The following is a 23,742-nucleotide window of genomic DNA, read 5'->3' as shown; positions in this document are numbered from 1 at the left end:
AATTTTAAGGTTTTCTTTCTCAAAAAATTAAGAATCAAATGATATGATAAAAATAACATAGGGGAGGAGATGAGTGTGAATCCGTTTCAAACGATGCGAGCCAGATATTTTTTAATTGTATTTGCACTATTAACTGTAGTTGCAAGAGCCAGTAATGAATTGATAGAAAATACATTTCATATGCAAAATTCTACTTTTATAAATATTCTTATATTCTATATTCTGCCGATTACGTGGATTTTTTTTGAGTATAAAAAACACCGTGTTGCATTTTCATTATTTATTAATAGAAATGAAACATTTAACCTGGTGCAAGTTTTATACATTACGATCATGTTATGCGTGTTTAGTTATGGATATCTTATTTTGTACATGTATAGCTTTGCGTGGATTACACCGACATTTATTATGAACGCATTACGTGAACCGATTATGGATAGCACTGGAGGATATGTTTATCAAGTTATTATGGTCGTATTCATCGCACCAATTATTGGGGAATTTGTTTTTCGCGGATTTTTACTGCAACGCTTCGCAGCAAAATGGGGAACGAGTATAGCGATCATTGTTGTAGCAATATTGTTTGCATTGTTACACGTTGATTTCCTAGGTGCAATTGTATTTAGCGTTGTACTATCAATCGTATATATTCGTACGAATAGTTTACTCATGCCAATCGCTATTCACATGTTAAACAATGCATTTGTAATCGGTGCTTCTTTTTTAATAAATAAAGAAGAGATAATGAGTTTTGCAGATTTCTCAAATTATACGACGTTCTTTCCAGGACTTATTATTTTTATAACAGGATTAAACTTAGTACTCATCTTTTTATTTGTTAACCGCAAATATTGGAGTAAAGAAATGCCCGCTATATATGTAGAGCAGGAAAAAAGCTTTTCAGACGTCGTGGGGAATAAGTAAGGTGAAGAAAACGTTTGAAAAAATATGAAAAGACATGATAGATTCTACGTCTATTACAGATATGTGTGATAAAAGCGTTTGTCATTGGCTGCAACCTGTAGTAGATACGATTGTGTTTCCGGAGTATTACTTATTTTCTAGTACTCATTTAAAAGGAAATATTATTTCTCTTCTTATTGTGTTAGGGGTTTTACTAATATTTGGTCTAATTGTAGAAGAAATGATGAAGCGCATCTTCAGAAAGAATGAAGAGAAGTATATGTGGGTTCATAAAGTATTCGAGAAAGTAATAGTGGCTTTCCTTTTGTTTTATAGTATGAAAGCAATCATTTACTTTATAGTCTTGAAACATCATTCATTCTAAATTTGAAAGGGATGTATAAAATTATATGAATGAAACAATATCATCAAATAAGTTTTTTTATTTGATTGTGCTTAGTATAGTGCTAATAACGACAGTCAACGTTATTCTTCGCTGGGAGGAAGCTTATTTCTTTATGTATTTAGCACTTCATTTGCTAGGGATTTTATGTATTAGTGGCGGCGTAGTTGCTGAAAAAAAGAGTGAAGAAAGCGTTAATTATATGTGTGTGACCGGTCTTATTTTACTTTTAGCCGTACAAGGTATTATGAAATATAGTTCTTTTTCTTTACAAGATTTTAGCTTATTAATGGATGTACTTCCTTAAGGAGGCACGTTATGTTATCTAAGAAGCAAATAGGATATGTACTAGTTTTAATTGGATTTTTTACGCTTATTGTAACGACTTTATTTTTTCAAGACTATGAATATATACGCTATATAAAAGGCGTTGGTTTAATATGTTGGGTGGTAAGTACGTTTCTTATCCCAGAGTATGAACCGAAGAAAGCGTCTAAAGGTAGGTAAAACTCTTCTATTTGTAGAAGAGTTTTTTATGTAAATAAAAGGCTCTCGAGCAATTCGCGTAATAAGCTTGTTCTAATTTAGCGTGTACGAACTTACAATAATAATAGACAGGCAGCATAGAGGAGGGAATAGCGTGAGGAAGGTTATCGGGTGGTCGCTTTTTTTGTACGTTGGGTTTGCGTTATTTATATATTGGTATTTATTTGGATGGAATCATGAACTGATTCCTGACATGTACAAAGGAACGAGTGCAGATCCAGAAACGTTTATGAATGCAAGAGAGCTTACGCTAAGCCAAGATTATTCGCGCGTGAAAAATTTACTATACTTTTTAGCGACGCCTCTTGAATGGATTATTTTATTATTTGTACTTGTGCTTGGTATTTCAAAAAAGTTTGAGAAATGGTCGAAGGAAACGACGAAAATAAGTGTCCTGCAAGTTGCGATTTATTTCTTTTATTTATCATTACTTACAACAGTTCTTGCCTTGCCGATGCAATGGATTAGCCGAAAAGTGTCCGTTGATTACGGTATTTCAACGCAAAGTACACAAAGCTGGATAAAAGATCACGTTATCGGTTTTTGGGAAAGTTATGCGACGATGTTAATTGTAGTTGCCGTTCTGTTATGGCTTATCCGTAAATTCCCGAAGAGATGGTGGTTAGCAGGCTGGGCGCTCTCTGTTCCATTTACAATCTTTTTAACATTTATACAGCCTGTCGTGATTGATCCACTGTATAACGATTTCTCGACGCTGAAAAATAAAGAATTAGAAACGAAAATTTTAGCGATGGCAGACAAAGCTGATATTCCAGCAAAACACGTATATGAAGTAAATATGTCGGAAAAAACGAATGCATTAAATGCCTACGTAACAGGAATAGGACTTAACTCGCGTATTGTAATGTGGGATACGACGCTTAAGCAATTAAAAGATAAAGAAATTTTATTTATAATGGCCCATGAAATGGGGCATTATGTTATGAAACATATATATTGGGGCGTTGCGAGTTATGTGTTGCTATCGTTTATAGGGATGTACCTCATTAGTCGTATTATCAATATGTGTATTCGAAAATGGGGGGATACGCTGCAAATTTCAAAAGCAGCATGTTTTTCAATTTTACCTTTATTTTTCTTAATTTCTTCTGTCCTCTCTTTTGTATCACAACCAGCAACAAACTATGTTTCTCGTATAGAAGAACGAGCAGCAGATCAATACGCTTTAGACATGACAAAGGACGGGAAATCTGGTGTAAAAACGTTTCAATATTTATCAAAAACGAGTTTAAGCCAAGTAAATCCTCCTGCGTTAGTGAAGTTTTTCTTATACACACATCCACCAATTTTTGAAAGAATTCATACGTTTGAGCAATATGAAAAGGAAAAGAAGCGGTAGTGTACTGCTTCTTTTTTTATGCGTTATTCGAGTTTTGGAAAATTATAGTGTATAATATATGGAATATTCAGTGAAATGTTTAGGAGGTTAATATTTTGTTTCATTCAAAATCAATGCCGGCTATAAAAATGATCCTTTCGATGTCTATTTTCGGATCAATTGGATTTTTCTCTGTTCAAACAGGTTTACCGTCTTTTGAATTAGTATTCGTTCGTTGTATTTGTGCGACTATATTTTTAGCATTATGTTGGCTCGTAACAGGACAATATAAAAGTGAGCAATGGAATAAAAAAGAAGTTATGCAAATATTAGCATGCGGTGTATTTCTCGTTTTTAATTGGGTATTTCTATTTAAAGCGTTTGAAGTTATGTCGATTACAATTGCGATTTCAGTTTATCATCTAGCACCCATTATCGTATTGATGATTGGTAGTATCGTATTTAAAGAGAGACTTACAATGTTTGCTGTTTTGTCCATTGTCATTTGTTTTATCGGTACAGTGTTAGTGGCTGGAGTAGATGGAAGTCTATCACTTGAAAAACTTATGTCATCTGGCATGGTATGGGCACTACTTGCGGCACTATTCTATGCTTTTACTACTTTACTAGGAAAAGGAATTCGGCATACGAGTGCATATGCGATGACATTTTTACAAACGTTTTTAGGTATATTTTTATTGCTGCCATTCGTAGATTTTGGCAAGTTTCAAGGGTTAACAGAGATGAATTGGATGATGATTACAGCGACAGGTCTTATACATACGGGATTTGTATATTACTTATTTTTTGACAGTTTAAGAGATTTATCGACGAGATTAATTTCTGTATTAGTGTTCTTAGATCCAGCGGTTGCAATACTATTAGATACAGTCTTTACCGGGTTTAGACCGACTAGTATGCAAATAGTAGGAATTGTTCTTATATTTGTAGGAATGGCATTTACTTTTCGAAAAACGAAGGATGAAAAAATAGTAGTAGAAGAAAAATTCTATTCTTAATTGTAAATAATTAGGTTGAAATGAATTTATAATTTTCAGATTTATTGTATAATATAATTTACAGGAAAATAAAGGAAAAGGTAGATGAGAGAGATGAAAAAGCTAGTAAAGATAGCGACATCGTTAACACTAATGGGAGGAATATTTGTAGGTGCAAATGGTGTGTCTGCAAATACAGGTATTATCCAAAAATCTAGCCCTAATATTATGATAGAATTTGATGATGTATCAACAGGCCATTGGGCATATGATGAAATTACGAATTTAGTATATCATCGCATTATGTATGGTTATGGAAATGGTAAGTTTGGGACAGAAGATAATATAACACGTGAACAGGCAGCGGCGGTGCTACATCGCGCACTTCATTTAAAGCGTAGTGTGTTTAATGAAAACCCATATGGAGATATTAATGTAAAATCAACAATGTTCCCTTACGAGATTTTACACTTAACAAAGATTGGTATTTTTAAAGGGGACGAAAATGGAAATTTCCGTCCGAAAGATACATTGACTCGTGCAGAATTAGCACAAATTTTAACGAAAGCATATGAGTTGAAAACAAAGAGTCCACATACATTTACAGATATACGAGAAAACCATTGGGCAAGAGATGCAATTAGCGCATTGCAGTCTAATAAAGTAGCGGTAGGAACGGGAAATGGCAAGTTCGAGCCTGAAATGCTCGTTACACGCGGACAATTTGCGAAGTTTTTACAACGAGCAATTGATAATTCTCCAGGGAAAATGGAATAGATAAAGAGAAAGCTCATAATGTGTAGAAGAGGTATCTTCCGCTTATTATGAGCTTTTATTAATAGAGAGGTTAATATTGTCGTATGTTGTAGTTAAGTCGATATAATTGCATTTTTTGTCTAGAAAATGAACTTTTAAAACGTGAAGGATTTCTTTTAAAAAAAGTAGAATATTTATATTATAGAAACACCTTTACATGAAGACAGGAAAGAAAATTAGTTTGCGCACAATTCGGTATAAAAATTGAAATTGAGAGCGAATTGGCTCTCCTTTAGTAGTGATTTTCACAATAATAGATTTTTTAAATGTAATATATTACATAAATGGTGCAAAGGCAACATATGTAATATTGGAAAGGATTTCAGTCTATTATTTTCCGTTTTTTCAAATGGAGGTAAAGGGGAGAGGGCAATGAAGAAGAACATGTTACGTATAATGGCAACGGTAACTATTATGGGTGGTTTGTTTGTAAGTACGAATGTTCCAAACGTAAAAGCAGAAGAATATCCAGAAATGATTGTGTTTGATGATGTTCCAGTAAACTACTGGGCATATGACGATATAATGGATGTAGTATACAATAAAGTAATGTTAGGGTATGGAAATGGTAAGTTTGGTGTAGGTGATAATGTAACAAGAGAACAAGTAGCAGCAGTGCTGTATCGTACATTGAATTTGAAAAAGGAAGGACCTTTAAAAAATCCATACAAAGATATTTCTGAGAGAGCAACAATGTTTTTAGATGAAATTTTAGTATTAACAGAGCATGGTATTTTTAAAGGTGATGAAAAAGGAAACTTTAGACCAACTGCACCAGTAACACGCGCAGAAATGGCACAAATTCTTACGAATGCATTTACATTTGAGGTGAAGAAGAACCATACATTTAAAGATGTACCAAATAATCATTGGGCAAAAAATGCGATTAGTGCACTACAGTCTAATCATGTCATAGTAGGAACAGGAAATGGGAAATTTGAACCGAATAAAGTTGTAACACGTGAGCAATATGCAACGTTTTTAAATAGAGCTGTTTTTTATTTTCCAGTAAAAGATGAAGATTATGAATGAAAGTTAAAATATAAGGATGTTTAAGTTATATCAATATAATATATATCGAGAAAAAAGCGCGGGAATTCCACGCTTTTTTCTTATTTAAAATTATTTGTAATTATATCGATTTTCTATTCATAATTTAGTTTTTCGAATTTAGTGGATAAGAAGAGATTGAATAAAGTAACTTTTTATTGTTTAAATATACGGTTTAGTAACTTTATTGTTAATAACGTGTAAATAAAAGTATGTGAAATATAGTTCATAAATTAGACAAAAATCACATGGAAATTATATTGTTACGCTTCCATTAATTCTTTATATTAGAAAAAAATATGTTTTTAGGGAGAGAATACTTTGAAGAAAAAGTTTTTAAAAGTAGCAACAGCTTTAACAATTATGGGTGGAGTGGCATTTAGTGCTGAAGGGACAACAGCAAAAGCTGAATTAGCTGCAAAGCCACAACAAGCAAGTCAGGCGATCTTTAAAGATGTACCAGCAGGACATTGGTCTTATGAAGCAATTCAAACTTTAGCAGAACACGAGATTATGCTTGGTTATGGAAATGGTGTATTCGGTTTTGGACATAACGTAACACGTGAACAAGTAGCCGCTTTAATTTATCGCACAATGGATTTCAGTGAAGTATTCGAGGAAGGCGATATTCTTGAAAATCCATATAAAGATATTAATGAAAGATCAACAATGTTCTTAGAAGAAATTTTAGTATTAACAGAATTAGGTATCTTTAATGGTGATGGAACTGGAAACTTTAGACCGAAAGATACATTGACACGTGCAGAAATGGCACAAGTGCTTACAGTAGCATATGAGTTAGAAGTAAAAGAAACAAAAGGATTTAAAGATGTACCAAAAGGACATTGGGCAGAAAATGCGATTAATGCAGTAGGTTCAAATGGTATTTCAGTAGGAGATGGCAAGGGTAACTTTGCTCCAAACATGAAAGTAACACGTGAACAATATGCACAATTCTTATTTAAAACAATTTTTGAATAAATAATAGAACAAGAAGCTGGTGTTGTATAACACTGGCTTCTTTTTTATGTGTAATGCCGGTGAAAGGATACAGTTTCGTAAAAAAAACGATTAAATTTTCAAAAAAACTTCCTTTTCTGAAGATTTGTTATATAATATAAAACATAAAATCAAATCTGTTATAAAACAGTTTAAGAAGGGGATGCTAATATGTCGACGCAAACTTCACGGGTTACATTGCCCGGAGAAATGTTGCCAGCGTACAACGAAATATTGACACCTGAGGCGCTTAGTTTTTTGAAGGAACTACATGGAAATTTCAATGAGCGCCGCATAGAACTTTTACAAAAGCGTGCGGAGAAACAAAAGAGAATTGATGCAGGGGAGTTTCCGAAGTTTTTAGAAGAAACGAAGCACATACGTGAAGCGGATTGGACAATTGCTAAATTGCCAAAAGATTTAGAGGATCGCCGCGTAGAGATTACTGGACCAGTAGATAGAAAGATGGTTATTAACGCTTTAAATTCAGGAGCACATCTTTTTATGGCAGATTTTGAAGATTCGAATTCACCAACTTGGGAAAATGCAATTGAAGGACAAATAAACTTACGAGATGCAGTAAAGGGAACGATTTCACATAAAAATGAAAACGGAAAAGAATATCGTTTAAATAGTAAAACAGCAGTATTAATTGTGCGCCCAAGAGGATGGCATTTAGAAGAAAAACATATGCAAGTTGACGGAAAGAATATGTCTGGTAGCTTAGTAGATTTTGGACTTTATTTTTTCCATAATGCGAAAGCTCTTTTAGCAAAAGGAAGCGGTCCATACTTTTACTTACCGAAAATGGAAAGCTATTTAGAAGCAAGGTTATGGAATGATGTTTTCGTATTTGCTCAAAAATATATCGGTATTCCAAACGGAACGATTAAAGCAACAGTATTATTGGAAACGATTCACGCTTCGTTTGAAATGGATGAAATTTTGTATGAGCTTAAAGATCATTCTGCTGGATTAAATTGCGGAAGATGGGATTATATTTTTAGTTTTTTAAAGGGTTTCCGTAATCATAATGAATTTTTACTTCCAGATAGAGCGCAAGTCACGATGACGGCGCCGTTTATGCGCGCGTATTCTTTGAAAGTCATTCAAACATGTCACCGTCGTAATGCACCAGCTATTGGAGGAATGGCAGCACAAATTCCAATTAAAAACAATCCAGAAGCAAATGAAGCAGCTTTTGAAAAAGTGCGTGCGGATAAGGAGCGCGAAGCTTTAGACGGTCATGACGGGACTTGGGTTGCCCACCCGGGACTTGTACCAGTCGCGATGGAAGTATTTAATCACATTATGAAAACGCCGAATCAAATTTTTAGAAAACGTGAAGAAATACATGTTACAGAAAAGGATTTATTAGAAGTACCAGTGGGAACGATTACAGAAGAGGGTCTTCGTCTGAATATTAGCGTAGGTATTCAATATATTGCATCTTGGTTAAGCGGCCGGGGAGCAGCACCAATTTATAACTTAATGGAAGATGCAGCAACAGCGGAAATTTCTAGGGCACAAGTATGGCAATGGATTCGCCATGAAGGTGGAAAATTAAATGATGGCCGTAATATTACACTTGAATTAATGGAAGAGCTAAAAGAGGAAGAGTTAGCAAAAATAGAAAGAGAGATTGGTAAAGAAGCCTTTAAGAAAGGGAGATTCCAAGAGGCGACAACGTTATTTACAAATCTCGTTCGGAATGATGAATTTGTACCATTTTTAACATTACCGGGTTATGAAATTTTATAAAAAGTGAAAAGGGGATGGAACAAATGAAAAACGAAAGAATCGAGAAATTACAAGAGAGCTGGGAACTAGATACGCGTTGGAAAGGGATCACACGTCCATATTCGGCAGAAGATGTAATTCGCCTGCGCGGATCAATTGATATTGAACATACGTTAGCACGTCGCGGTGCTGAAAAGCTTTGGGCGTCGCTTCATACGGAAGATTATATTAACGCACTTGGTGCATTAACAGGAAACCAAGCGATGCAGCAAGTAAAAGCTGGGTTAAAAGCGATTTATTTAAGTGGTTGGCAAGTAGCAGCAGATGCAAACCTTTCTGGACATATGTATCCAGACCAAAGTTTATATCCAGCAAATAGCGTACCTGCTGTAGTAAAACGAATTAATCAAACGCTTCAACGTGCGGATCAAATTCAGCATATGGAAGGAAGCGGTGATACAGATTATTTCGTACCAATTGTAGCAGATGCAGAAGCTGGATTTGGCGGACAATTAAACGTATTTGAACTGATGAAAGGTATGATTGAAGCGGGTGCATCAGGTGTGCACTTTGAAGATCAATTATCTTCAGAGAAAAAATGCGGTCATTTGGGCGGAAAAGTATTACTACCGACGCAAACAGCGGTGCGTAATTTAATTTCGGCACGCCTTGCGGCAGACGTAATGGGAGTACCGACAATTATCGTTGCAAGAACAGATGCGGATGCAGCAGATTTAATTACGAGCGATATCGATCCTGTTGATAAAGCGTTTATTACAGGAGAAAGAACACCAGAAGGATTTTACCGTACGAAAGCAGGTCTTGACCAGGCGATTGCACGTGGTTTAGCATACGCTCCTTACGCAGACCTCGTTTGGTGTGAAACATCTGAACCAAATTTAGAAGATGCAAAACGATTTGCGGACGCAATTCATAAAGAGCATCCAGGGAAATTGCTTGCATACAACTGTTCACCTTCATTTAACTGGAAACAAAAACTAGATGAGAAAACAATTGCGAGCTTCCAAAAAGAAATCGCATCTTACGGTTATAAGTTCCAGTTCGTAACACTTGCTGGATTCCACTCATTAAACTACGGCATGTTCGAATTAGCACGCGGCTATAAAGAGCGCGGCATGGCAGCGTACTCTGAACTACAACAAGCAGAATTCGCAGCAGAAAAACACGGCTACTCTGCAACTCGCCATCAACGAGAAGTAGGAACAGGTTACTTTGATGAAGTAGCACAGGTGATTACAGGTGGTACTTCATCAACGACAGCATTAAAAGGATCTACAGAAGAAGCACAATTTACGAAATAAAAGGAAGGGGCCCCTTTTTGAAGGATGCCCCTTATTATTTTTCGCACGATTCGAGAGTAAATGAAAATATATCGACGATTCGACAAAGAATATCGACTTACTGACAAAAAAAGACAATATGATCAAATCCACTCAGCTCTATGCTCACGAATAAACTTCATATCTTTCTCATAATGCTCTAAATGACCTTCATCAATCATTCTTTGGAAATTTACGTCGCCTTCGTTTGCTTTTCTTTTCATATATGTACATAATGCTTCTAATCGCAGTAACACCATACCTAAGTAATCTTCATCCATACTTTTACCGTAGGACTGGACGAATAATTTTATTCTTTTTTTCATACGGCCAGCATGTTGTGCCGATTCATAATGAACTGCCTCGCCTGATTCTGTATAATACGTTCTACTTAAAGGTACACAAGTATAGAGCGTATAAGCGATATCCCAAATTCTTGGTCCAGGAGCAGCAACATCGAAATCAATAACCCCTACTGGCTTCTCGTTATTAAATATAATGTTATATATAGCAAAATCATTGTGGCATAAAACCTCAATATTATTTGGGGTTTGGTCCATAGGTTTCCACTCATCTAATAACGCAAAGTCACTTACCGCATCATGATAAAGGCGAAGCATCTTTGCTATTTCTTTTAACACATCATTAGATCGCATATATTCTTTTAAAGGATAATTCCCAGCCTCTCCTTCAATAAAAGATAAAATCTCTCTATTTTTCTCATCTATACCTAAAAACTTTGGTGCGTAATGAAAACCTTTGTTTTCTAGATGCTGTAATAACTTATGAATTTTTGCACTGTCTGGTCTCAATTCTCGCCGAACAGTATTTTTAGAACGATATACGTTTGAGACGTTTCCCCCTGTAAGCTTTTCTTCGTTGGCGTAGTTTGACATATAATCCCCTCCATTATCAAGACTGTGTGATTATATTGTAACACCTTAGAACAAGGATGTAATCGCATTCAAATACTGTGTTTATTTTCGTTCGAATAAGATATTTATAATTGTATACGCGACTTAATTTGTCAGTTATTTTCAAAAAAGATTGTACATTTTATTTTAATGTGCTATGATAATGTCAGTTGAATAGTTAAATTAAGCAATCCATATATTATCAAGTGCTGAAAACGAACGAGAAAAAGTATGTGAGAACTAGTTTATGTTTCGTATTTGATAATGTGTGGATTCTTTTTTTAGATAGGAAAACTAAAAATTTAAAAAATGTATTTTCTTAGGAGGAAATAATTATGGCAGTAACAGGACAAGTAAAATGGTTTAACAACGAAAAAGGCTTCGGTTTCATCGAAGTTCCAGGCGAAAACGACGTATTCGTACATTTCTCTGCAATCGAAACTGACGGTTTCAAATCTCTAGAAGAAGGTCAAAAAGTTAGCTTCGAAATCGAAGATGGTAACCGTGGACCTCAAGCTAAAAACGTAATCAAACTATAATTTTATAGTTTATTATGGAAAAAAGGATGGCTGCTGCCATCCTTTTTTTGTTGTGGAGAAAGTCTTTCCATCTTAAAATTCGGCGGGAGACCAACTGCTTGTTAACGCTCAATTATTGAGGGCTGAATAAAGTTTTACTTTCTAAACGAGAAAGTAAAACTTTATTTGTTCTTAATTTTTTTTTGTAATTCATTTTTTATTGGTTGTTCTGTCTACATCTGAAATGGGTAAATCTGCGCCATATAGGCTTTGATTCATATCTTTTTTGTTAGCATTGTTGTTAGAATTTTGTTCGTCTTGAGATGATGTTTCTAACATTTGTTCTTGCTCCTTACTAGGGGTATTCAGAGCATCTGATGGGGCGCTATTAATCTGTTGGCTTAATAGACTTTTTTTCTCCATATTATACAGCTCCTTTTTGGAATTAAATAAAAAACTAATGTAATCATAAATAATCACTTACATATTTTGTGTTTTGAAATGGAATTATATACAAAACTTATATTGCAGATTTAACGAATTAAAAAGTTACTAGTGATGTATAAAGTGGAAGTTCTTAATGGAAATTAAAAACGGGTAACACGTACAAGTACTTTTAAAGAAGTGGATAATTTTTTTATCATTTTTTTAATATGTAATAATATTAAAAATAAAGGGGATATAGAGAAACTTGGAAGAAAATATGAAGAAAAGTAAAAGGCTTTCCGAAATGGAAAGCCTTTTACTTTTCTTTTTCAACCTTTTTCTTCTCTCGTTTTTTACATTCAGAGCATTTCGATTTACGAAAAGGCTTTGCAAAAAATAATAGAATGAAAAATAAAGCGAATATAATGCTAGCTGAGTTTTTCACGATCACAATGCTGCTATTTTTCATGTGAATCGTTGGTTGCATTTCTTTTTCTTCCATAGCGGACCTCCATATATTGGATTTTTATTTTAATTATAGCAAAGTTAATTGTCTTAATGATGCGAAATGAGGAAGTAGTTGTAAATATTTATAGGTAGTATAAATAGATTTTGTATAGATTTATTTTTATAAAAACGATATATTTTTATTTTGTAATTTAAAAGGTATTTGACAAATAATAAAGTATTGTAAAAAAGCGGAATCTGTAAGCCATTTCCTTTTCATAGATGCTAAAATTATACATGCAGCTGCTAATATAAATAGAAAAAAGGAGATAGTGGAATATGGAAAGTAAAGTAGAACGCTACGTCGAAAACTATGTTGTAAATAAAAATACAATGGCCTTACTTCCTGTAATTCTCAGTGAAAAGAAAATTGTTACGCGAGTTGTTGAAGTGCAAGACTCTTTTTTCGTATTTCAAAAACCTCTAGATATTATAGAAAGAAGTTGTCGTAAGCATGGTTCTAGTTTCTTAGGCAGAAAAGAAGGAACGAAAGAGTTAACTCATATTACACATAAAGCACCAATTGCGATTAGTCCGACCGATCAACTTTATTTTTTCCCTACCTATTCGTATTCTAGAAAAGAGTGCGCGTGGTTATCTCATTTTTATATTGAAAGCAATAAAGAATTAAAAGATGGAAACCTTATTATTAGATTTATAAATGGCTTTGCGGTGAAGTTAGAGATATCGAAAACTAGTTTTGAAAATCAACAAAATCGTACTGCGAAATTGCGAACGGAGTATGAAGATCGTAGGAAAAAACAAGGGAGCCCTTGTTTTAAAGAGATTGATCAAAGGGATGAATCAACATTAAGACCAGCTTATGAGAAAGTGTATTTTGTTAGAGAAGAGGATGTATGAGAGGAAAAGGATGGGGTGACTCATCCTTTTTGATTTCATTATATATCCAGTTTACGTTGTAAGATTTATAAACAAAACGAGAGAAATGTACAAACTTTTTGTTCTCTAAGGGCTTAAGATAATATAGAATTACAATATAATGGTAATTCTCCTGTGTACTTAATATAGTGTGAACATATATCATGTTACATTTGTGAAGTACATAATATTTTTTTCATACTGTATAAAAAGGAGATGGTATGTTGAAAAGGACTATGTTATTTTGGGCGCAATATATTCTTGTTTTGCCTATATTATTGCTTACCTTTATGTTTACTGGTTTTGTTGGTAGTCAGTTAATGATAGGGGCTGACAAACAACATTTTATTTTTACGCCTCAAAATGCTACAGAATATAATCAAATTAGTGAGATTGATAAATTACTATTTTCTTTTTCAATTCAACCAGTTGTCACCATAGTATTTCTTCTATCGATTGTGTACGTACTGACACTGCTTGTTTTTCAAATTATTGAATGCAAGAAGCAAAGAAAGATATTGCATAGTTTGCAATATATGATTCTTATATCAATTTTTATTTACTTATGGTTAGGGATAACACAATTTTCCGCAGTTAGTTTAACTTGGATAGATAATTGGAAAGATTATCTTATGTTTACTCCTGCAACTATAACGAATGAGCAAGATATATATATGGTTGATAAGTTTCTATACAAATTTCGAATGTTACCTATTCGGAGTACAGTATTAATACTATCTTTTATATATTTGTTAATACTTACTGTGATTGACAGTGTACGTTTGCTAAAAAGATTGCTTGTAAGAAATAGCCAATAGAAAAGGGGAATTGTTTGAAGGTAAAATAATTATCCGCTGCTACTTATTTTCATAAGAATAACCTTACTTGCAGTAGGGTTATTCTTATGAAAAAAGACTAATTATTACTTTCTGTATCTTCTTCTTTTTTATAATAACCATTGAGTGATAATCTGGGTACGTTGTCTAAATTAACTTCATATCCTGTCGAATATTGATAGATTATCATAGCATAATAATGAAGGAATTCTAATGAAAGGTATGGAAACTTAATAATTACATCTCCATATGTCGTATCTACCATTTCCTCTTTCATATAGGCAATGATACAGTAGAGGTAGTACTTAGAGTAAAGGGGTAAAGTGTAGAATGGATTTTCAGACAATCAAAGAGTATTTTTCACCAGAAAATATGGATCATATTGTTGAAAGCTATAAAGCGTTCGGACCACTTCTTGGTATTGGGCTACCGATGATAGAGGCGCTAATTCCAGCATTGCCACTTATCGTATTTGTACTGGCGAATGCTGTTGCATTTGGATTTTGGCTTGGTTTTCTTTATTCTTGGCTTGGATCAGTAATGGGTGCCTTACTTGTCTTTTTCATAATCCGCCATTTTGGTCGAAGTCGTTTCTTTTCTTTTGTGAATAAGCATGAGAAAGTACGAAAGGCAATGGGATGGATTGAAAGGAAAGGGTTCGCGCCGATTTTCGTCATCTTTTGTTTTCCGTTTACACCGTCTGCGCTTATAAATGTTGTCGCTGGTCTATCACGCATTAGTGTAAAACAGTTTGGCCTTGCGCTTGCGTTCGGAAAGCTTGTGATGATTTTTATTTTAACGTATATCGGTCATGATTTAATGTCATTTATTCATAATCCGGTGAAATCAGTCATTGTAGCGATTGGTATTTTTATTTTATGGTATGTCGGTAAGAGAATTGAAGTAAAGTTAGAACTACATTAAGAATAGTCTTCTTTGTAAAGGAAAGCTTCATTATTAAAGGATAAGGGGAGAAGCGGATGAAGAAAACTTTGAAAAAAGAAGGCATAGAGTGGATACGAACAATTTTAATTGGTGTATTATTAGCTGTATTTTTTCGAACGTTTTTCTTTTCAACGTATGTTGTAGAGGGGAAGTCAATGATGCCGACATTGCAAGATGGCAATATGCTCGTTGTAAATAAGGTGAGTTATCAAGTGGGGGACTTGAATAGGTTTGATGTTGTTGTGTTTCATGCGAATAAAAAAGAGGACTACGTAAAACGAATTATCGGTTTACCTGGGGATCATATTGAATATAAGCATGATAAACTATATATAAACGGACAATTCGTAGATGAACCTTATCTAGAGAAATATAAGAAAGAGATAAATGGACGACAACTAACAGGTGACTTTACGCTAGAAGAGTTAACGAAGGAAAAAACGGTGCCGCCTGGATATATTTTTGTAGTAGGTGATAACCGCCTCGGGAGCTGGGATAGTAGACATTTTGGTTTTGTAAAAGCTGATACAGTTGTCGGTAAAGTTGATTTACGATATTGGCCAATTCAAGAGGTGCAAACGAATTTTTCAAAAGGTTGATATAATAGGTAGAAGTATAGAAAAAGACAAACTACTCCGTTTGTCTTTTTTCGTGTCCTATAATACAATTATAATAGCAAACTAACGTTCGTTATGTAAGTGAAAGGTGGGGTTACATGTCACTTCGATTTGTGATTGGTAGAGCGGGAAGTGGAAAAAGTACACTTTGTTTACACGAAGTGCAAGAAGAGTTAAAACAGCGCCCAAGAGGGGAAACAATATTATATCTTGTGCCAGAACAGATGACATTCCAAACGCAGCAGGCGTTAATTGGTAGTGAGGATGTTAGAGGTTCTATTCGGGCACAAGTTTTTAGTTTTTCACGATTAGCGTGGAAAGTATTGCAAGAAGTTGGCGGAGCGAGTCGTCTTCACATTGATGAAGCGGGCGTACATATGTTACTTCGTAAAATTGTAGAGTCTCGTAAAGATGGATTATCGGTATTCCAAAAAGCAGCGGAGCAAAACGGTTTCTTTGAACATCTTGGCAGTATGATTGCGGAGTTTAAACGATATAACGTGACGCCATCAAACGTATATGAAATGTGGCAACAATTAGATGCGCATAGTAGCAGTGCCGAACAAAAGCTATTAGCGAATAAAGTGTATGATTTACAACTACTATATGATGATTTCGAGCGTGCTTTAATCGGAAAATATTTAGATTCAGAAGACTACTTACAATTGCTAGTAGAAAAGCTTCCGCAGTCTGAATATGTAAATGGGGCTGAAATTTATATAGATGGATTTCATTCATTCTCACCGCAGGAGCTAGAAATTGTAAGACAGCTTATGATTTGCGGAGCGAGAGTGACAATCACGTTAACGCTAGATGAAAAAACGTTAGCACAACCAGTAAATGAACTAGATTTATTTTATGAAACGACGTTAACGTATGAAAAAATAAAACAAGTAGCACGTGAAGAGAAGATAGAAATTGAAAAAACGATTCCACTTATGGAACAGCCGCGTTTTCATTCGCAATCATTAGCGCATTTAGAAGCGCACTACGAAGCACGACCAAATGAAAAATTTCACGGAGAAGCAAGTGTAACGATTCATACAGCCGCGAATTTACGAGCTGAAGTAGAAGGTGTTGCACGTGAAATTCGTAGACTTGTGGCGGACGAAAACTACCGTTACCGAGATATTGCGGTTCTTCTTCGTAATGGGGAAAGTTATTACGATGTGATGCGAACGTTATTTACAGATTATAATATCCCGCACTTCATCGATGAAAAACGCCCGATGTCACATCATCCGCTAGTAGAATGCATTCGTTCTGCACTCGAGATTATTAGCGGGAATTGGCGTTATGATGCAGTATTTCGCTGCGTGAAAACAGAGCTTTTATATCCATTGGACGTAAGAAAAGAAACGATGCGCGAAGAGATGGATGAGTTTGAAAACTACTGTTTAGCGTACGGTGTACAAGGAAAGAGATGGACTTCTGAAGATCCATGGATGTATCGTCGCTATCGTTCTCTTGACGATACGGACGGGATGATTACAGACAGTGAACGTGAAATGGAAGAGAAAATAAATCGATTACGTGACGTTGTAAGAACGCCAGTTATTCGTATGCAAAAAAGACTGAAGCGTGCGGGAACGGTTATGCAAATGTGCGAAGCTGTTTACTTATTTTTAGAAGAGCTTGACGTTCCGAAGAAGTTAGAGGAATTACGTATTCGTGCAGAAGAGAGCGGAGATTTCTTATTTGCGACAGATCATGAACAAGTATGGGAAGAAGTTATGAGTCTTCTTGATACGTTCGTTGAGATGCTTGGCGAAGAGAAAATGTCACTTTCTATGTTCACAGACGTTATGTCGACAGGTCTTGAGGCGCTTCAATTCGCAAACATTCCGCCGTCATTAGACCAAGTGTTAATTGCGAATATTGATCGTTCTAGATTATCAAATGTGAAAGCAACATTTGTCATTGGCGTGAATGAAGGTGTGATTCCAGCAGCACCTATGGATGAAGGTATGCTTTCTGATGAGGAAAGAGATGTTCTTAGCGCTGCAGGTATTGAACTCGCACCAACGACGAGACAAACTTTATTAGAAGAACAGTTCGTTATGTACCAAATGGTAACGAGAGCAACTGAAAAATTGTATATTTCATGTCCGCTTGCAGATGAAGAAGGAAAGACTTTACTTGCATCTAGCTTTATTAAGAAAATAAAAAGAATGTTCCCTGATGTGAAAGATACATTTATTACGAATGATGTAAATGATTTATCACGTTCGGAACAAATTTCATACGTAGCAACGCCAGAAGTAACATTGTCATATGTTATGCAGCAACTTCAAACGTGGAAGCGATATGGATTTGAAGGGAATTTAGACTTTTGGTGGGATGTATATAATTTCTACGTAACTTCGGATGAATGGAAGCAAAAAAGTAGCCGCGTATTATCAAGCTTATTCTACCGAAATCGTGCGCAAAAGCTAAGTACAGCTGTAAGTAGAGATTTATACGGAGATAAAATAAAAGGGAGCGTCTCTCGTATGGAGTTATTTAACCGTTGTGCGTACGCTCATTTCGCGCAGCACGGTTTATCGTTAAGAGAGCGTGATATTTTCAAACTTGATGCGCCAGATATTGGGGAACTATTCCATGCAGCACTGAAGAGAATTGCGGACAGGCTATTACGTGAAAACCGTACTTGGGCGGATTTATCAATAAAAGAGTGTGAGCATCTTTCTGCTGTAGTAATAGAAGAAATTGCACCGTTATTACAAAGACAAATTTTATTAAGTTCAAACCGTCATTTCTATTTAAAACAAAAACTACAACAAATCATTTTCCGTACGTCAATCATTCTTCGTGAGCACGCAAAATCGAGTGGTTTCGTACCAGTTGATTTAGAAGTACCATTCGGTATGGGCGGTACAGGATCGCTTCCGCCAATGGAATTCTCATTACCAAATGGTGTGAAGATGGAAGTAGTTGGTCGTATTGACCGTGTTGATAAGGCAGAAGATGAAAACGGAACATTCCTACGTATTATTGACTATAAATCAAGCTCAAAAGCGTTAGACTTAACGGAAGTGTATTACGGATTAGCACTTCAAATGTTAACGTATTTAGATGTTGTTACTTCAAATGCGCATACGTGGATGAAAAAAGGCGGCACGGCATCACCAGCTGGTGTATTGTATTTCCACATTCATAACCCAATTGTGGAGGTAAAAGGTGACGCATCTGAAGCAGAAATTGAAAAGGAAATTTTAAAGAAATTCAAAATGAAAGGTCTCGTACTAGGAGATGCTGACGTTGTTCGTTTAATGGATAACAAACTTTCAACAGGAAGCTCTGATATTATTTCTGCTGGTCTGAAAAAAGACGGTAGTTTTAGTGCGCGTTCAAGTATTGCCAGTGAACAAGAGTTTAACGTCCTGCAAAAATACGTACACCATACGTTTGAAAATATCGGGAAAGATATTACAGAAGGCGTTATCGATATTGCTCCTTACAAAAAGGGGAATAAAGCGGCGTGTACGTTCTGTAACTTCAAATCGGTTTGCCAGTTCGATGAATCACTTGAAGATAACCAGTTCCGTACGTTAAAAGATATGAAAGATAGTGAAGCGATGGAGAAAATTAGAGAGGAGGTTGGCGGAGAATGATGGAAAATTGGCCTGAAAAACCAGAAGGTAGTCAATGGACAGATGACCAGTGGAAAGCCGTTGTAGCGAATGGGCGTGATATTTTAGTCGCAGCAGCAGCAGGATCAGGGAAAACAGCGGTATTAGTTGAACGTATTATCAAAAAGATAATAAATGAAGAAAACCCAGTCGATGTGGACCGCCTGCTCGTTGTAACATTTACGAATGCAGCGGCGCAAGAGATGAAAAACAGAATTGGGGAAGCGTTAGAAAAAGTATTAATTGATGAGCCTGGCTCTCAGCACATCCGAAAGCAGCTGAGCTTATTAAATAAAGCTTCCATTTCAACGATCCATTCATTTTGTTTACAAGTTATTAGAGGATACTATTACATGCTTGATGTTGATCCTCGTTTCCGCATTGCGAATCAAACTGAAAATGAATTGTTAAAAGAAGAAGTGCTAGATGACATATTAGAAGAAGAGTATGGAATTGAAGATAATACGATATTCTTTGAACTTGTTGATCGTTATACGAGTGACCGTAGTGACGATGATTTACAACGTATGATTTTAGCGCTTCATACAGAATCAAGAGCACATCCAAATCCGGAAAAATGGCTTGATAAATTAGTAGAAGCATACGATGTGGAAGGAAAGACAATTGAAGATTTAGTGTACGCTTCCTACTTATTAGAAGATGTGAAATTCCAGCTTGAAACAGCAGAACAGCATATTCGTAAAGCGACAGAGCTCGCAATGCTCCCTGACGGTCCAGCGCCTCGCGTTGAAACACTGCAAGCGGATTTAGCTTTACTTGGAACGTTATCATCAGCTGCTCGTGAGTCATGGACAAGCGTGTATGAAGCGATGCAAAACGTATCGTGGCAAACGTTAAAGCGTATTAAGAAAAGTGATTATAACGAAGACATTGTCAAACAAGTAGACTCTCTTCGTAATAAGGCGAAAGATGAAGTGAAGAAACTACAAGAAGAGCTATTTAGCCGCAAACCTGAAAGTTTCTTACGAGATTTTCAAGATATGCATCCTGTATTAGAAAAGCTTGTTCAGCTCGTAAAAGTATTTACAGAACGTTTCCAAGCGATGAAACGAGATAAAGGAATGGTTGATTTTACAGATTTAGAGCATTTCTGTTTACAAATTTTAAGTGAACAAAGTGAAGACGGTGAAATGAAGCCATCAGCTGTAGCGCTTCAATATCGCAATAAATTTGCTGAAGTATTAGTCGATGAATATCAAGATACGAACTTCGTACAAGAATCGATTATTAAGTTTGTAACGAAAGATTCTGAGAGTGAAGGAAACTTGTTCATGGTAGGTGACGTAAAGCAGTCGATCTATCGTTTCCGACTAGCAGAACCAGGATTATTCCTAGGAAAGTATAAACGCTTCACGCAAGAAGGATTAGGCGGCGGAATGAAGATTGATTTAGCGAAAAACTTCCGTAGTCGTCATGAAGTGTTAGCGGGTACGAACTTTATTTTTAAACAAATTATGGGTGAAGAAGTTGGGGAAATCGATTACGATGCTGACGCTGAATTAAAGTTAGGTGCTACCTATCCAGAAGGTGAAGATGTAGCAGCTGAACTAATATGCATTCAGCAAACGGAAGAAGAAGTATTAGACGGTGAAGAAGGTGCGGAAGTAGAAAAGGCGCAGCTTGAAGCTCGTCTTATGGCGCAGCGCATTAAAGCGATGGTCGATTCGGGTTATGAAGTGTATGATCGTAAAACGGATAGTATGCGCCCTGTACAATACCGCGACTTCGTTATTTTGCTTCGCTCCATGCCGTGGGCACCGCAAATTATGGAAGAGTTAAAGCTGCAAGGAATTCCAGTATACGCTGATCTTGCGACTGGTTACTTTGAAGCGACAGAAGTAAATATTATGATGAACGTCTTCCGCGTTATTGATAATCCGATGCAAGATATTCCGCTTGCAGCAGTGCTTCGTTCACCAATTGTTGGACTAAATGATGAAGAACTTGCGACGCTTCGTGCTCATGGGAAGAAAGGCTCGTTTTATGAAGTAATGAGCTCATTCTTAAAAGGGGCACCGCTTGAAGAAGAAAAAGAACTACATGATAAATTAGAATGGTTCTACAACTTACTGCAAGGATGGCGTGCATTCGCGCGCCAACAGTCTCTTTCTGACTTAATTTGGAAAGTGTACGGTGAGACAGGTTATTACGATTTCGTTGGCGGTTTACCAGCTGGAAAGCAAAGACAAGCAAACCTGCGTGTACTATATGACCGCGCAAGACAATATGAAGCAACGTCGTTTAGAGGATTATTCCGCTTCTTGCGTTTTATTGAGCGTATTTTAGAACGCGGTGATGATATGGGTACGGCGAGAGCTTTAGGTGAACAAGAAGATGTCGTTCGCATTATGACAATTCATAAAAGTAAAGGACTTGAGTTCCCAGTCGTATTTGTCGCTGGACTAGGTCGCCGCTTTAATACACAAGACTTAATGAAACGTTTCTTACTGCATAAAGACTTCGGTTTTGGTTCGCAATTTATCGATCCTCGTAAACGAATTAAATATACGACATTATCGCAACTTGCGATTAAGCGTAAAATGAAAATGGAATTAATTGCGGAAGAAATGCGCGTATTATACGTAGCATTAACACGTGCAAAAGAGAAGTTAATTTTAATCGGAACAGTTAAGGATGCAACTAAGGAAATGGAAAAATGGCTGGATGCGAGGGAGCATAGTGAATGGTTATTACCAGATCATATACGTGCCGGAGCGTCTTGCTACTTAGACTGGATTGCACCTTCATTATATAGACACCGTGATAGTGAAATACTTCTTGAATTAGGACAAGGGAGCATTCCAGATGAAATTTATGGGTATAGTGCGAGCTGGAAAGTAGAAGTTGTTGACGGAAACACGTTACTTGCGCCAGAGCCCGTTCAAGAAGAGAAACAAGAATTGTTAGAAGCACTTCGTGAGAAAAAGGCCGTTCCGTTAGAAAGTGAACGGAAAGAAGAGGTGTACGATAGATTAATGTGGAAGTACGGATATGAGGAAGCGACATCTCATCGTGCGAAGCAGTCTGTTACAGAAATAAAGAGAAATTATCAATCTGAAGAAGGTAGCGATAATGCCTTTATTAAAAAATTACGTGCACCAATTAAAACACGTCCTCGTTTTATGGAGAAAAAGGGATTAACATACGCTGAAAGAGGTACGGCAGTTCACGCTGTTATGCAGCATGTTGACTTGAAGAAGCCGATTACGGTTGAAGTTCTTCAAGAGCAAATTGCGGGAATGGTAAATAAGGAATTATTAACATTTGAACAAGCAGAAGAAATAGCAATTGAAAAAGTAATTTCATTCTTTGATAGTGACCTAGGTAAACGGGTATTAGCGGCGAAAAGTGTTGAGCGTGAAGTGCCATTTACGATGATGCTTGCAGCAGAAGAAGCATATCAAGATTGGCAAGGGAAGAGCGGGGAATCCATTCTTGTCCAAGGGGTTATTGACTGCATGATCGAAGAGGAAGACGGTATTACGTTAATCGACTTCAAAACGGATACGATTGCAGGAAAATTCCCAGGCGGATTTGATCAGGCGAAGCCAATTTTAGAAGAGCGATATAAAGTGCAGCTTTCGTTATATGCAAAAGCGCTCGAGAAAAGCTTACAACACCCTGTGAAAGAGAAATGTTTATACTTCTTTGATGGCAATCATGTTGTAAAAATCGAAGAATAGAGGAACTTAAAAATGGTAACGGAAAAAACGTTAAGAACGTGTGAAAAAGGACATGAATACTACAAAAGTAGCGATTGTCCAACTTGCCCAACCTGTGAGAACGAGAGAGCGCCGAAAGAAGGTTTTCTCGCTTTTCTTTCAGCACCAGCAAGAAGGGCACTAGAACATCATGGAATTCACACTGTAGAAAAACTCTCAAAGTATAGTGAGAAAGAAATTTTAAAGCTGCATGGTATGGGACCTGCGTCGATGCCAAAGCTTAAAAAAGCTTTGGAGGAACAAGGATTATCATTTAAATAAAAAGAGTATTATGCTCTTCTAGACGAAATAGAAAAGAGTCCATCAGTTAGATGGACTCTTTTACTATCTACCTATAAGGGGGAATCACAGGGCAGCCCTTTCATTACGCTGTTCCAATCTGATCTTGATCGGCCACATCAGAATCAAATGTATTTGTTGCACTAACACCGTTAAACGTATTCACGACAAATCCAACATTGGAAGCTCCGGAACCATTATAAGCTTTCGTATTTTCTTTCGGAGACACGTTATAAAAATCCCCTAAATTGAAAGAACCATTACTGTTTTGAACGACGAGATTTCCAACAACGGAAGGCATACCATCCACCT

23 protein-coding genes are annotated in these 23,742 nt (G+C 36.1%); 19 read left to right on the top strand and 4 right to left on the bottom strand.

What is annotated here, in order from left to right; translation table 11 throughout:
• Positions 1 to 75: 75 nt before the first annotated feature.
• From AC0NJG_RS20035 to aceA, 11 genes are all read left to right on the top strand, one after another.
• Entirely contained in the window at positions 76 to 924 is an 849-nt protein-coding gene (locus AC0NJG_RS20035) for a CPBP family intramembrane glutamic endopeptidase (RefSeq protein WP_173601718.1), read from the top strand.
• Positions 925 to 958: 34 nt separating this feature from the next.
• Positions 959 to 1,288, top strand: a complete 330-nt coding sequence (locus AC0NJG_RS20030; protein ID WP_087951629.1) for a hypothetical protein — start codon at positions 959 to 961, stop codon at positions 1,286 to 1,288.
• A 25-nt stretch (positions 1,289 to 1,313) separates the two neighbouring features.
• On the top strand, positions 1,314 to 1,613 hold the full coding sequence (locus AC0NJG_RS20025) for a hypothetical protein (protein WP_001006054.1): 300 nt from the start codon (positions 1,314 to 1,316) through the stop codon (positions 1,611 to 1,613).
• A gap of 11 nt (positions 1,614 to 1,624) precedes the next feature.
• Positions 1,625 to 1,813 carry a hypothetical protein gene (locus tag AC0NJG_RS20020; RefSeq protein ID WP_074615152.1) on the top strand — a complete coding sequence of 63 codons (189 nt, stop codon included), beginning with the start codon at positions 1,625 to 1,627 and terminating at the stop codon, positions 1,811 to 1,813.
• Between the two features lie 133 nt (positions 1,814 to 1,946).
• The gene (locus AC0NJG_RS20015; RefSeq protein ID WP_140168598.1) at positions 1,947 to 3,212 is read left to right on the top strand and encodes a M48 family metallopeptidase; all 1,266 of its coding nucleotides are present in this window, start codon (positions 1,947 to 1,949) and stop codon (positions 3,210 to 3,212) included.
• Between the two features lie 95 nt (positions 3,213 to 3,307).
• On the top strand, positions 3,308 to 4,210 hold the full coding sequence (locus AC0NJG_RS20010; RefSeq protein ID WP_087951631.1) for a DMT family transporter: 903 nt from the start codon (positions 3,308 to 3,310) through the stop codon (positions 4,208 to 4,210).
• 84 nt (positions 4,211 to 4,294) lie between these two features.
• Positions 4,295 to 4,966, top strand: coding sequence for an S-layer homology domain-containing protein (locus tag AC0NJG_RS20005; protein WP_087951632.1), 672 nt, complete (start codon positions 4,295 to 4,297; stop codon positions 4,964 to 4,966).
• Positions 4,967 to 5,377: 411 nt separating this feature from the next.
• The gene (locus AC0NJG_RS20000) at positions 5,378 to 6,037 is read left to right on the top strand and encodes an S-layer homology domain-containing protein (RefSeq protein ID WP_087951633.1); all 660 of its coding nucleotides are present in this window, start codon (positions 5,378 to 5,380) and stop codon (positions 6,035 to 6,037) included.
• A gap of 339 nt (positions 6,038 to 6,376) precedes the next feature.
• Positions 6,377 to 7,036 carry an S-layer homology domain-containing protein gene (locus tag AC0NJG_RS19995; RefSeq protein WP_087995371.1) on the top strand — a complete coding sequence of 220 codons (660 nt, stop codon included), beginning with the start codon at positions 6,377 to 6,379 and terminating at the stop codon, positions 7,034 to 7,036.
• A 189-nt stretch (positions 7,037 to 7,225) separates the two neighbouring features.
• The gene (gene aceB, locus AC0NJG_RS19990) at positions 7,226 to 8,815 is read left to right on the top strand and encodes a malate synthase A (protein ID WP_087951635.1); all 1,590 of its coding nucleotides are present in this window, start codon (positions 7,226 to 7,228) and stop codon (positions 8,813 to 8,815) included.
• 23 nt (positions 8,816 to 8,838) lie between these two features.
• Entirely contained in the window at positions 8,839 to 10,116 is a 1,278-nt protein-coding gene (gene aceA, locus AC0NJG_RS19985; RefSeq protein ID WP_000787354.1) for an isocitrate lyase, read from the top strand.
• A gap of 122 nt (positions 10,117 to 10,238) precedes the next feature.
• Here the strand turns inward: aceA and AC0NJG_RS19980 are convergent, their stop codons facing one another.
• Entirely contained in the window at positions 10,239 to 11,030 is a 792-nt protein-coding gene (locus AC0NJG_RS19980) for a phosphotransferase (RefSeq protein ID WP_173601720.1), read from the bottom strand.
• 353 nt (positions 11,031 to 11,383) lie between these two features.
• Between AC0NJG_RS19980 and cspA the strand changes: the two genes are divergently transcribed.
• On the top strand, positions 11,384 to 11,587 hold the full coding sequence (cspA, locus tag AC0NJG_RS19975) for an RNA chaperone/antiterminator CspA (protein ID WP_000301518.1): 204 nt from the start codon (positions 11,384 to 11,386) through the stop codon (positions 11,585 to 11,587).
• A 189-nt stretch (positions 11,588 to 11,776) separates the two neighbouring features.
• On the opposite strand, the gene AC0NJG_RS19970 is transcribed toward cspA, so the two are convergent.
• Together AC0NJG_RS19970 and AC0NJG_RS19965 are read right to left on the bottom strand one after the other, a co-directional pair.
• The gene (locus AC0NJG_RS19970) at positions 11,777 to 11,989 is read right to left on the bottom strand and encodes a hypothetical protein (RefSeq protein WP_000412670.1); all 213 of its coding nucleotides are present in this window, start codon (positions 11,987 to 11,989) and stop codon (positions 11,777 to 11,779) included.
• 319 nt (positions 11,990 to 12,308) lie between these two features.
• Positions 12,309 to 12,494, bottom strand: a complete 186-nt coding sequence (locus tag AC0NJG_RS19965) for a hypothetical protein (RefSeq protein ID WP_087951638.1) — start codon at positions 12,492 to 12,494, stop codon at positions 12,309 to 12,311.
• 284 nt (positions 12,495 to 12,778) lie between these two features.
• On the opposite strand from AC0NJG_RS19965, the gene AC0NJG_RS19960 reads away from it, so the two are divergent.
• The 7 genes from AC0NJG_RS19960 to AC0NJG_RS19930 all read left to right on the top strand — a co-directional run bounded on the left by AC0NJG_RS19960 (position 12,779) and on the right by AC0NJG_RS19930 (position 23,412).
• Entirely contained in the window at positions 12,779 to 13,360 is a 582-nt protein-coding gene (locus AC0NJG_RS19960; RefSeq protein WP_044792696.1) for a competence protein ComK, read from the top strand.
• 239 nt (positions 13,361 to 13,599) lie between these two features.
• Positions 13,600 to 14,196 carry a DUF4306 domain-containing protein gene (locus AC0NJG_RS19955; protein ID WP_087951639.1) on the top strand — a complete coding sequence of 199 codons (597 nt, stop codon included), beginning with the start codon at positions 13,600 to 13,602 and terminating at the stop codon, positions 14,194 to 14,196.
• Positions 14,197 to 14,544: 348 nt separating this feature from the next.
• Positions 14,545 to 15,138 (top strand): TVP38/TMEM64 family protein, encoded by a 594-nt coding sequence (locus tag AC0NJG_RS19950; protein WP_048553998.1) that lies wholly within the window; start codon positions 14,545 to 14,547, stop codon positions 15,136 to 15,138.
• 56 nt (positions 15,139 to 15,194) lie between these two features.
• Positions 15,195 to 15,758: a signal peptidase I gene (lepB, locus tag AC0NJG_RS19945; RefSeq protein WP_000751900.1), complete on the top strand. Its 564-nt coding sequence runs from the start codon at positions 15,195 to 15,197 to the stop codon at positions 15,756 to 15,758.
• A gap of 116 nt (positions 15,759 to 15,874) precedes the next feature.
• Positions 15,875 to 19,390, top strand: a complete 3,516-nt coding sequence (gene addB / locus AC0NJG_RS19940; RefSeq protein WP_087951641.1) for a helicase-exonuclease AddAB subunit AddB — start codon at positions 15,875 to 15,877, stop codon at positions 19,388 to 19,390.
• Entirely contained in the window at positions 19,387 to 23,112 is a 3,726-nt protein-coding gene (addA, locus tag AC0NJG_RS19935) for a helicase-exonuclease AddAB subunit AddA (RefSeq protein WP_474063324.1), read from the top strand. Before addB ends, addA begins: the two co-directional genes overlap by 4 nt.
• A gap of 12 nt (positions 23,113 to 23,124) precedes the next feature.
• Entirely contained in the window at positions 23,125 to 23,412 is a 288-nt protein-coding gene (locus tag AC0NJG_RS19930) for an RNA polymerase alpha subunit C-terminal domain-containing protein (protein ID WP_087951643.1), read from the top strand.
• 103 nt (positions 23,413 to 23,515) lie between these two features.
• Here AC0NJG_RS19930 and gerPF read toward each other — a convergent pair whose 3' ends face one another.
• Positions 23,516 to 23,731, bottom strand: coding sequence for a spore germination protein GerPF (gene gerPF, locus AC0NJG_RS19925; protein WP_001141566.1), 216 nt, complete (start codon positions 23,729 to 23,731; stop codon positions 23,516 to 23,518).
• Positions 23,732 to 23,742: the final 11 nt, after the last annotated feature.

The sequence above is a fragment of the Bacillus sp. SSR7 genome (assembly GCF_055902415.1).
This window is presented reverse-complemented; position numbering and strand designations above follow the sequence as displayed.

Coding starts and splice junctions, on each gene's coding strand:
- AC0NJG_RS20025 (WP_001006054.1), top strand. CDS start 1,314: ATGAATGAAACAATATCATCAAATAAGTTTTTTTATTTGATTGTGCTT.
- addB (WP_087951641.1), top strand. CDS start 15,875: ATGTCACTTCGATTTGTGATTGGTAGAGCGGGAAGTGGAAAAAGTACA.
- gerPF (WP_001141566.1), bottom strand. CDS start 23,731: ATGCCTTCCGTTGTTGGAAATCTCGTCGTTCAAAACAGTAATGGTTCT.
- AC0NJG_RS19930 (WP_087951643.1), top strand. CDS start 23,125: ATGGTAACGGAAAAAACGTTAAGAACGTGTGAAAAAGGACATGAATAC.
- AC0NJG_RS19965 (WP_087951638.1), bottom strand. CDS start 12,494: ATGGAAGAAAAAGAAATGCAACCAACGATTCACATGAAAAATAGCAGC.
- AC0NJG_RS20005 (WP_087951632.1), top strand. CDS start 4,295: ATGAGAGAGATGAAAAAGCTAGTAAAGATAGCGACATCGTTAACACTA.
- aceB (WP_087951635.1), top strand. CDS start 7,226: ATGTCGACGCAAACTTCACGGGTTACATTGCCCGGAGAAATGTTGCCA.
- AC0NJG_RS19980 (WP_173601720.1), bottom strand. CDS start 11,030: ATGTCAAACTACGCCAACGAAGAAAAGCTTACAGGGGGAAACGTCTCA.
- AC0NJG_RS20030 (WP_087951629.1), top strand. CDS start 959: ATGATAGATTCTACGTCTATTACAGATATGTGTGATAAAAGCGTTTGT.
- AC0NJG_RS19960 (WP_044792696.1), top strand. CDS start 12,779: ATGGAAAGTAAAGTAGAACGCTACGTCGAAAACTATGTTGTAAATAAA.
- AC0NJG_RS19955 (WP_087951639.1), top strand. CDS start 13,600: ATGTTGAAAAGGACTATGTTATTTTGGGCGCAATATATTCTTGTTTTG.
- AC0NJG_RS19970 (WP_000412670.1), bottom strand. CDS start 11,989: ATGGAGAAAAAAAGTCTATTAAGCCAACAGATTAATAGCGCCCCATCA.
- AC0NJG_RS20000 (WP_087951633.1), top strand. CDS start 5,378: ATGAAGAAGAACATGTTACGTATAATGGCAACGGTAACTATTATGGGT.
- AC0NJG_RS20020 (WP_074615152.1), top strand. CDS start 1,625: ATGTTATCTAAGAAGCAAATAGGATATGTACTAGTTTTAATTGGATTT.
- aceA (WP_000787354.1), top strand. CDS start 8,839: ATGAAAAACGAAAGAATCGAGAAATTACAAGAGAGCTGGGAACTAGAT.
- AC0NJG_RS19950 (WP_048553998.1), top strand. CDS start 14,545: ATGGATTTTCAGACAATCAAAGAGTATTTTTCACCAGAAAATATGGAT.
- cspA (WP_000301518.1), top strand. CDS start 11,384: ATGGCAGTAACAGGACAAGTAAAATGGTTTAACAACGAAAAAGGCTTC.
- lepB (WP_000751900.1), top strand. CDS start 15,195: ATGAAGAAAACTTTGAAAAAAGAAGGCATAGAGTGGATACGAACAATT.
- addA (WP_474063324.1), top strand. CDS start 19,387: ATGATGGAAAATTGGCCTGAAAAACCAGAAGGTAGTCAATGGACAGAT.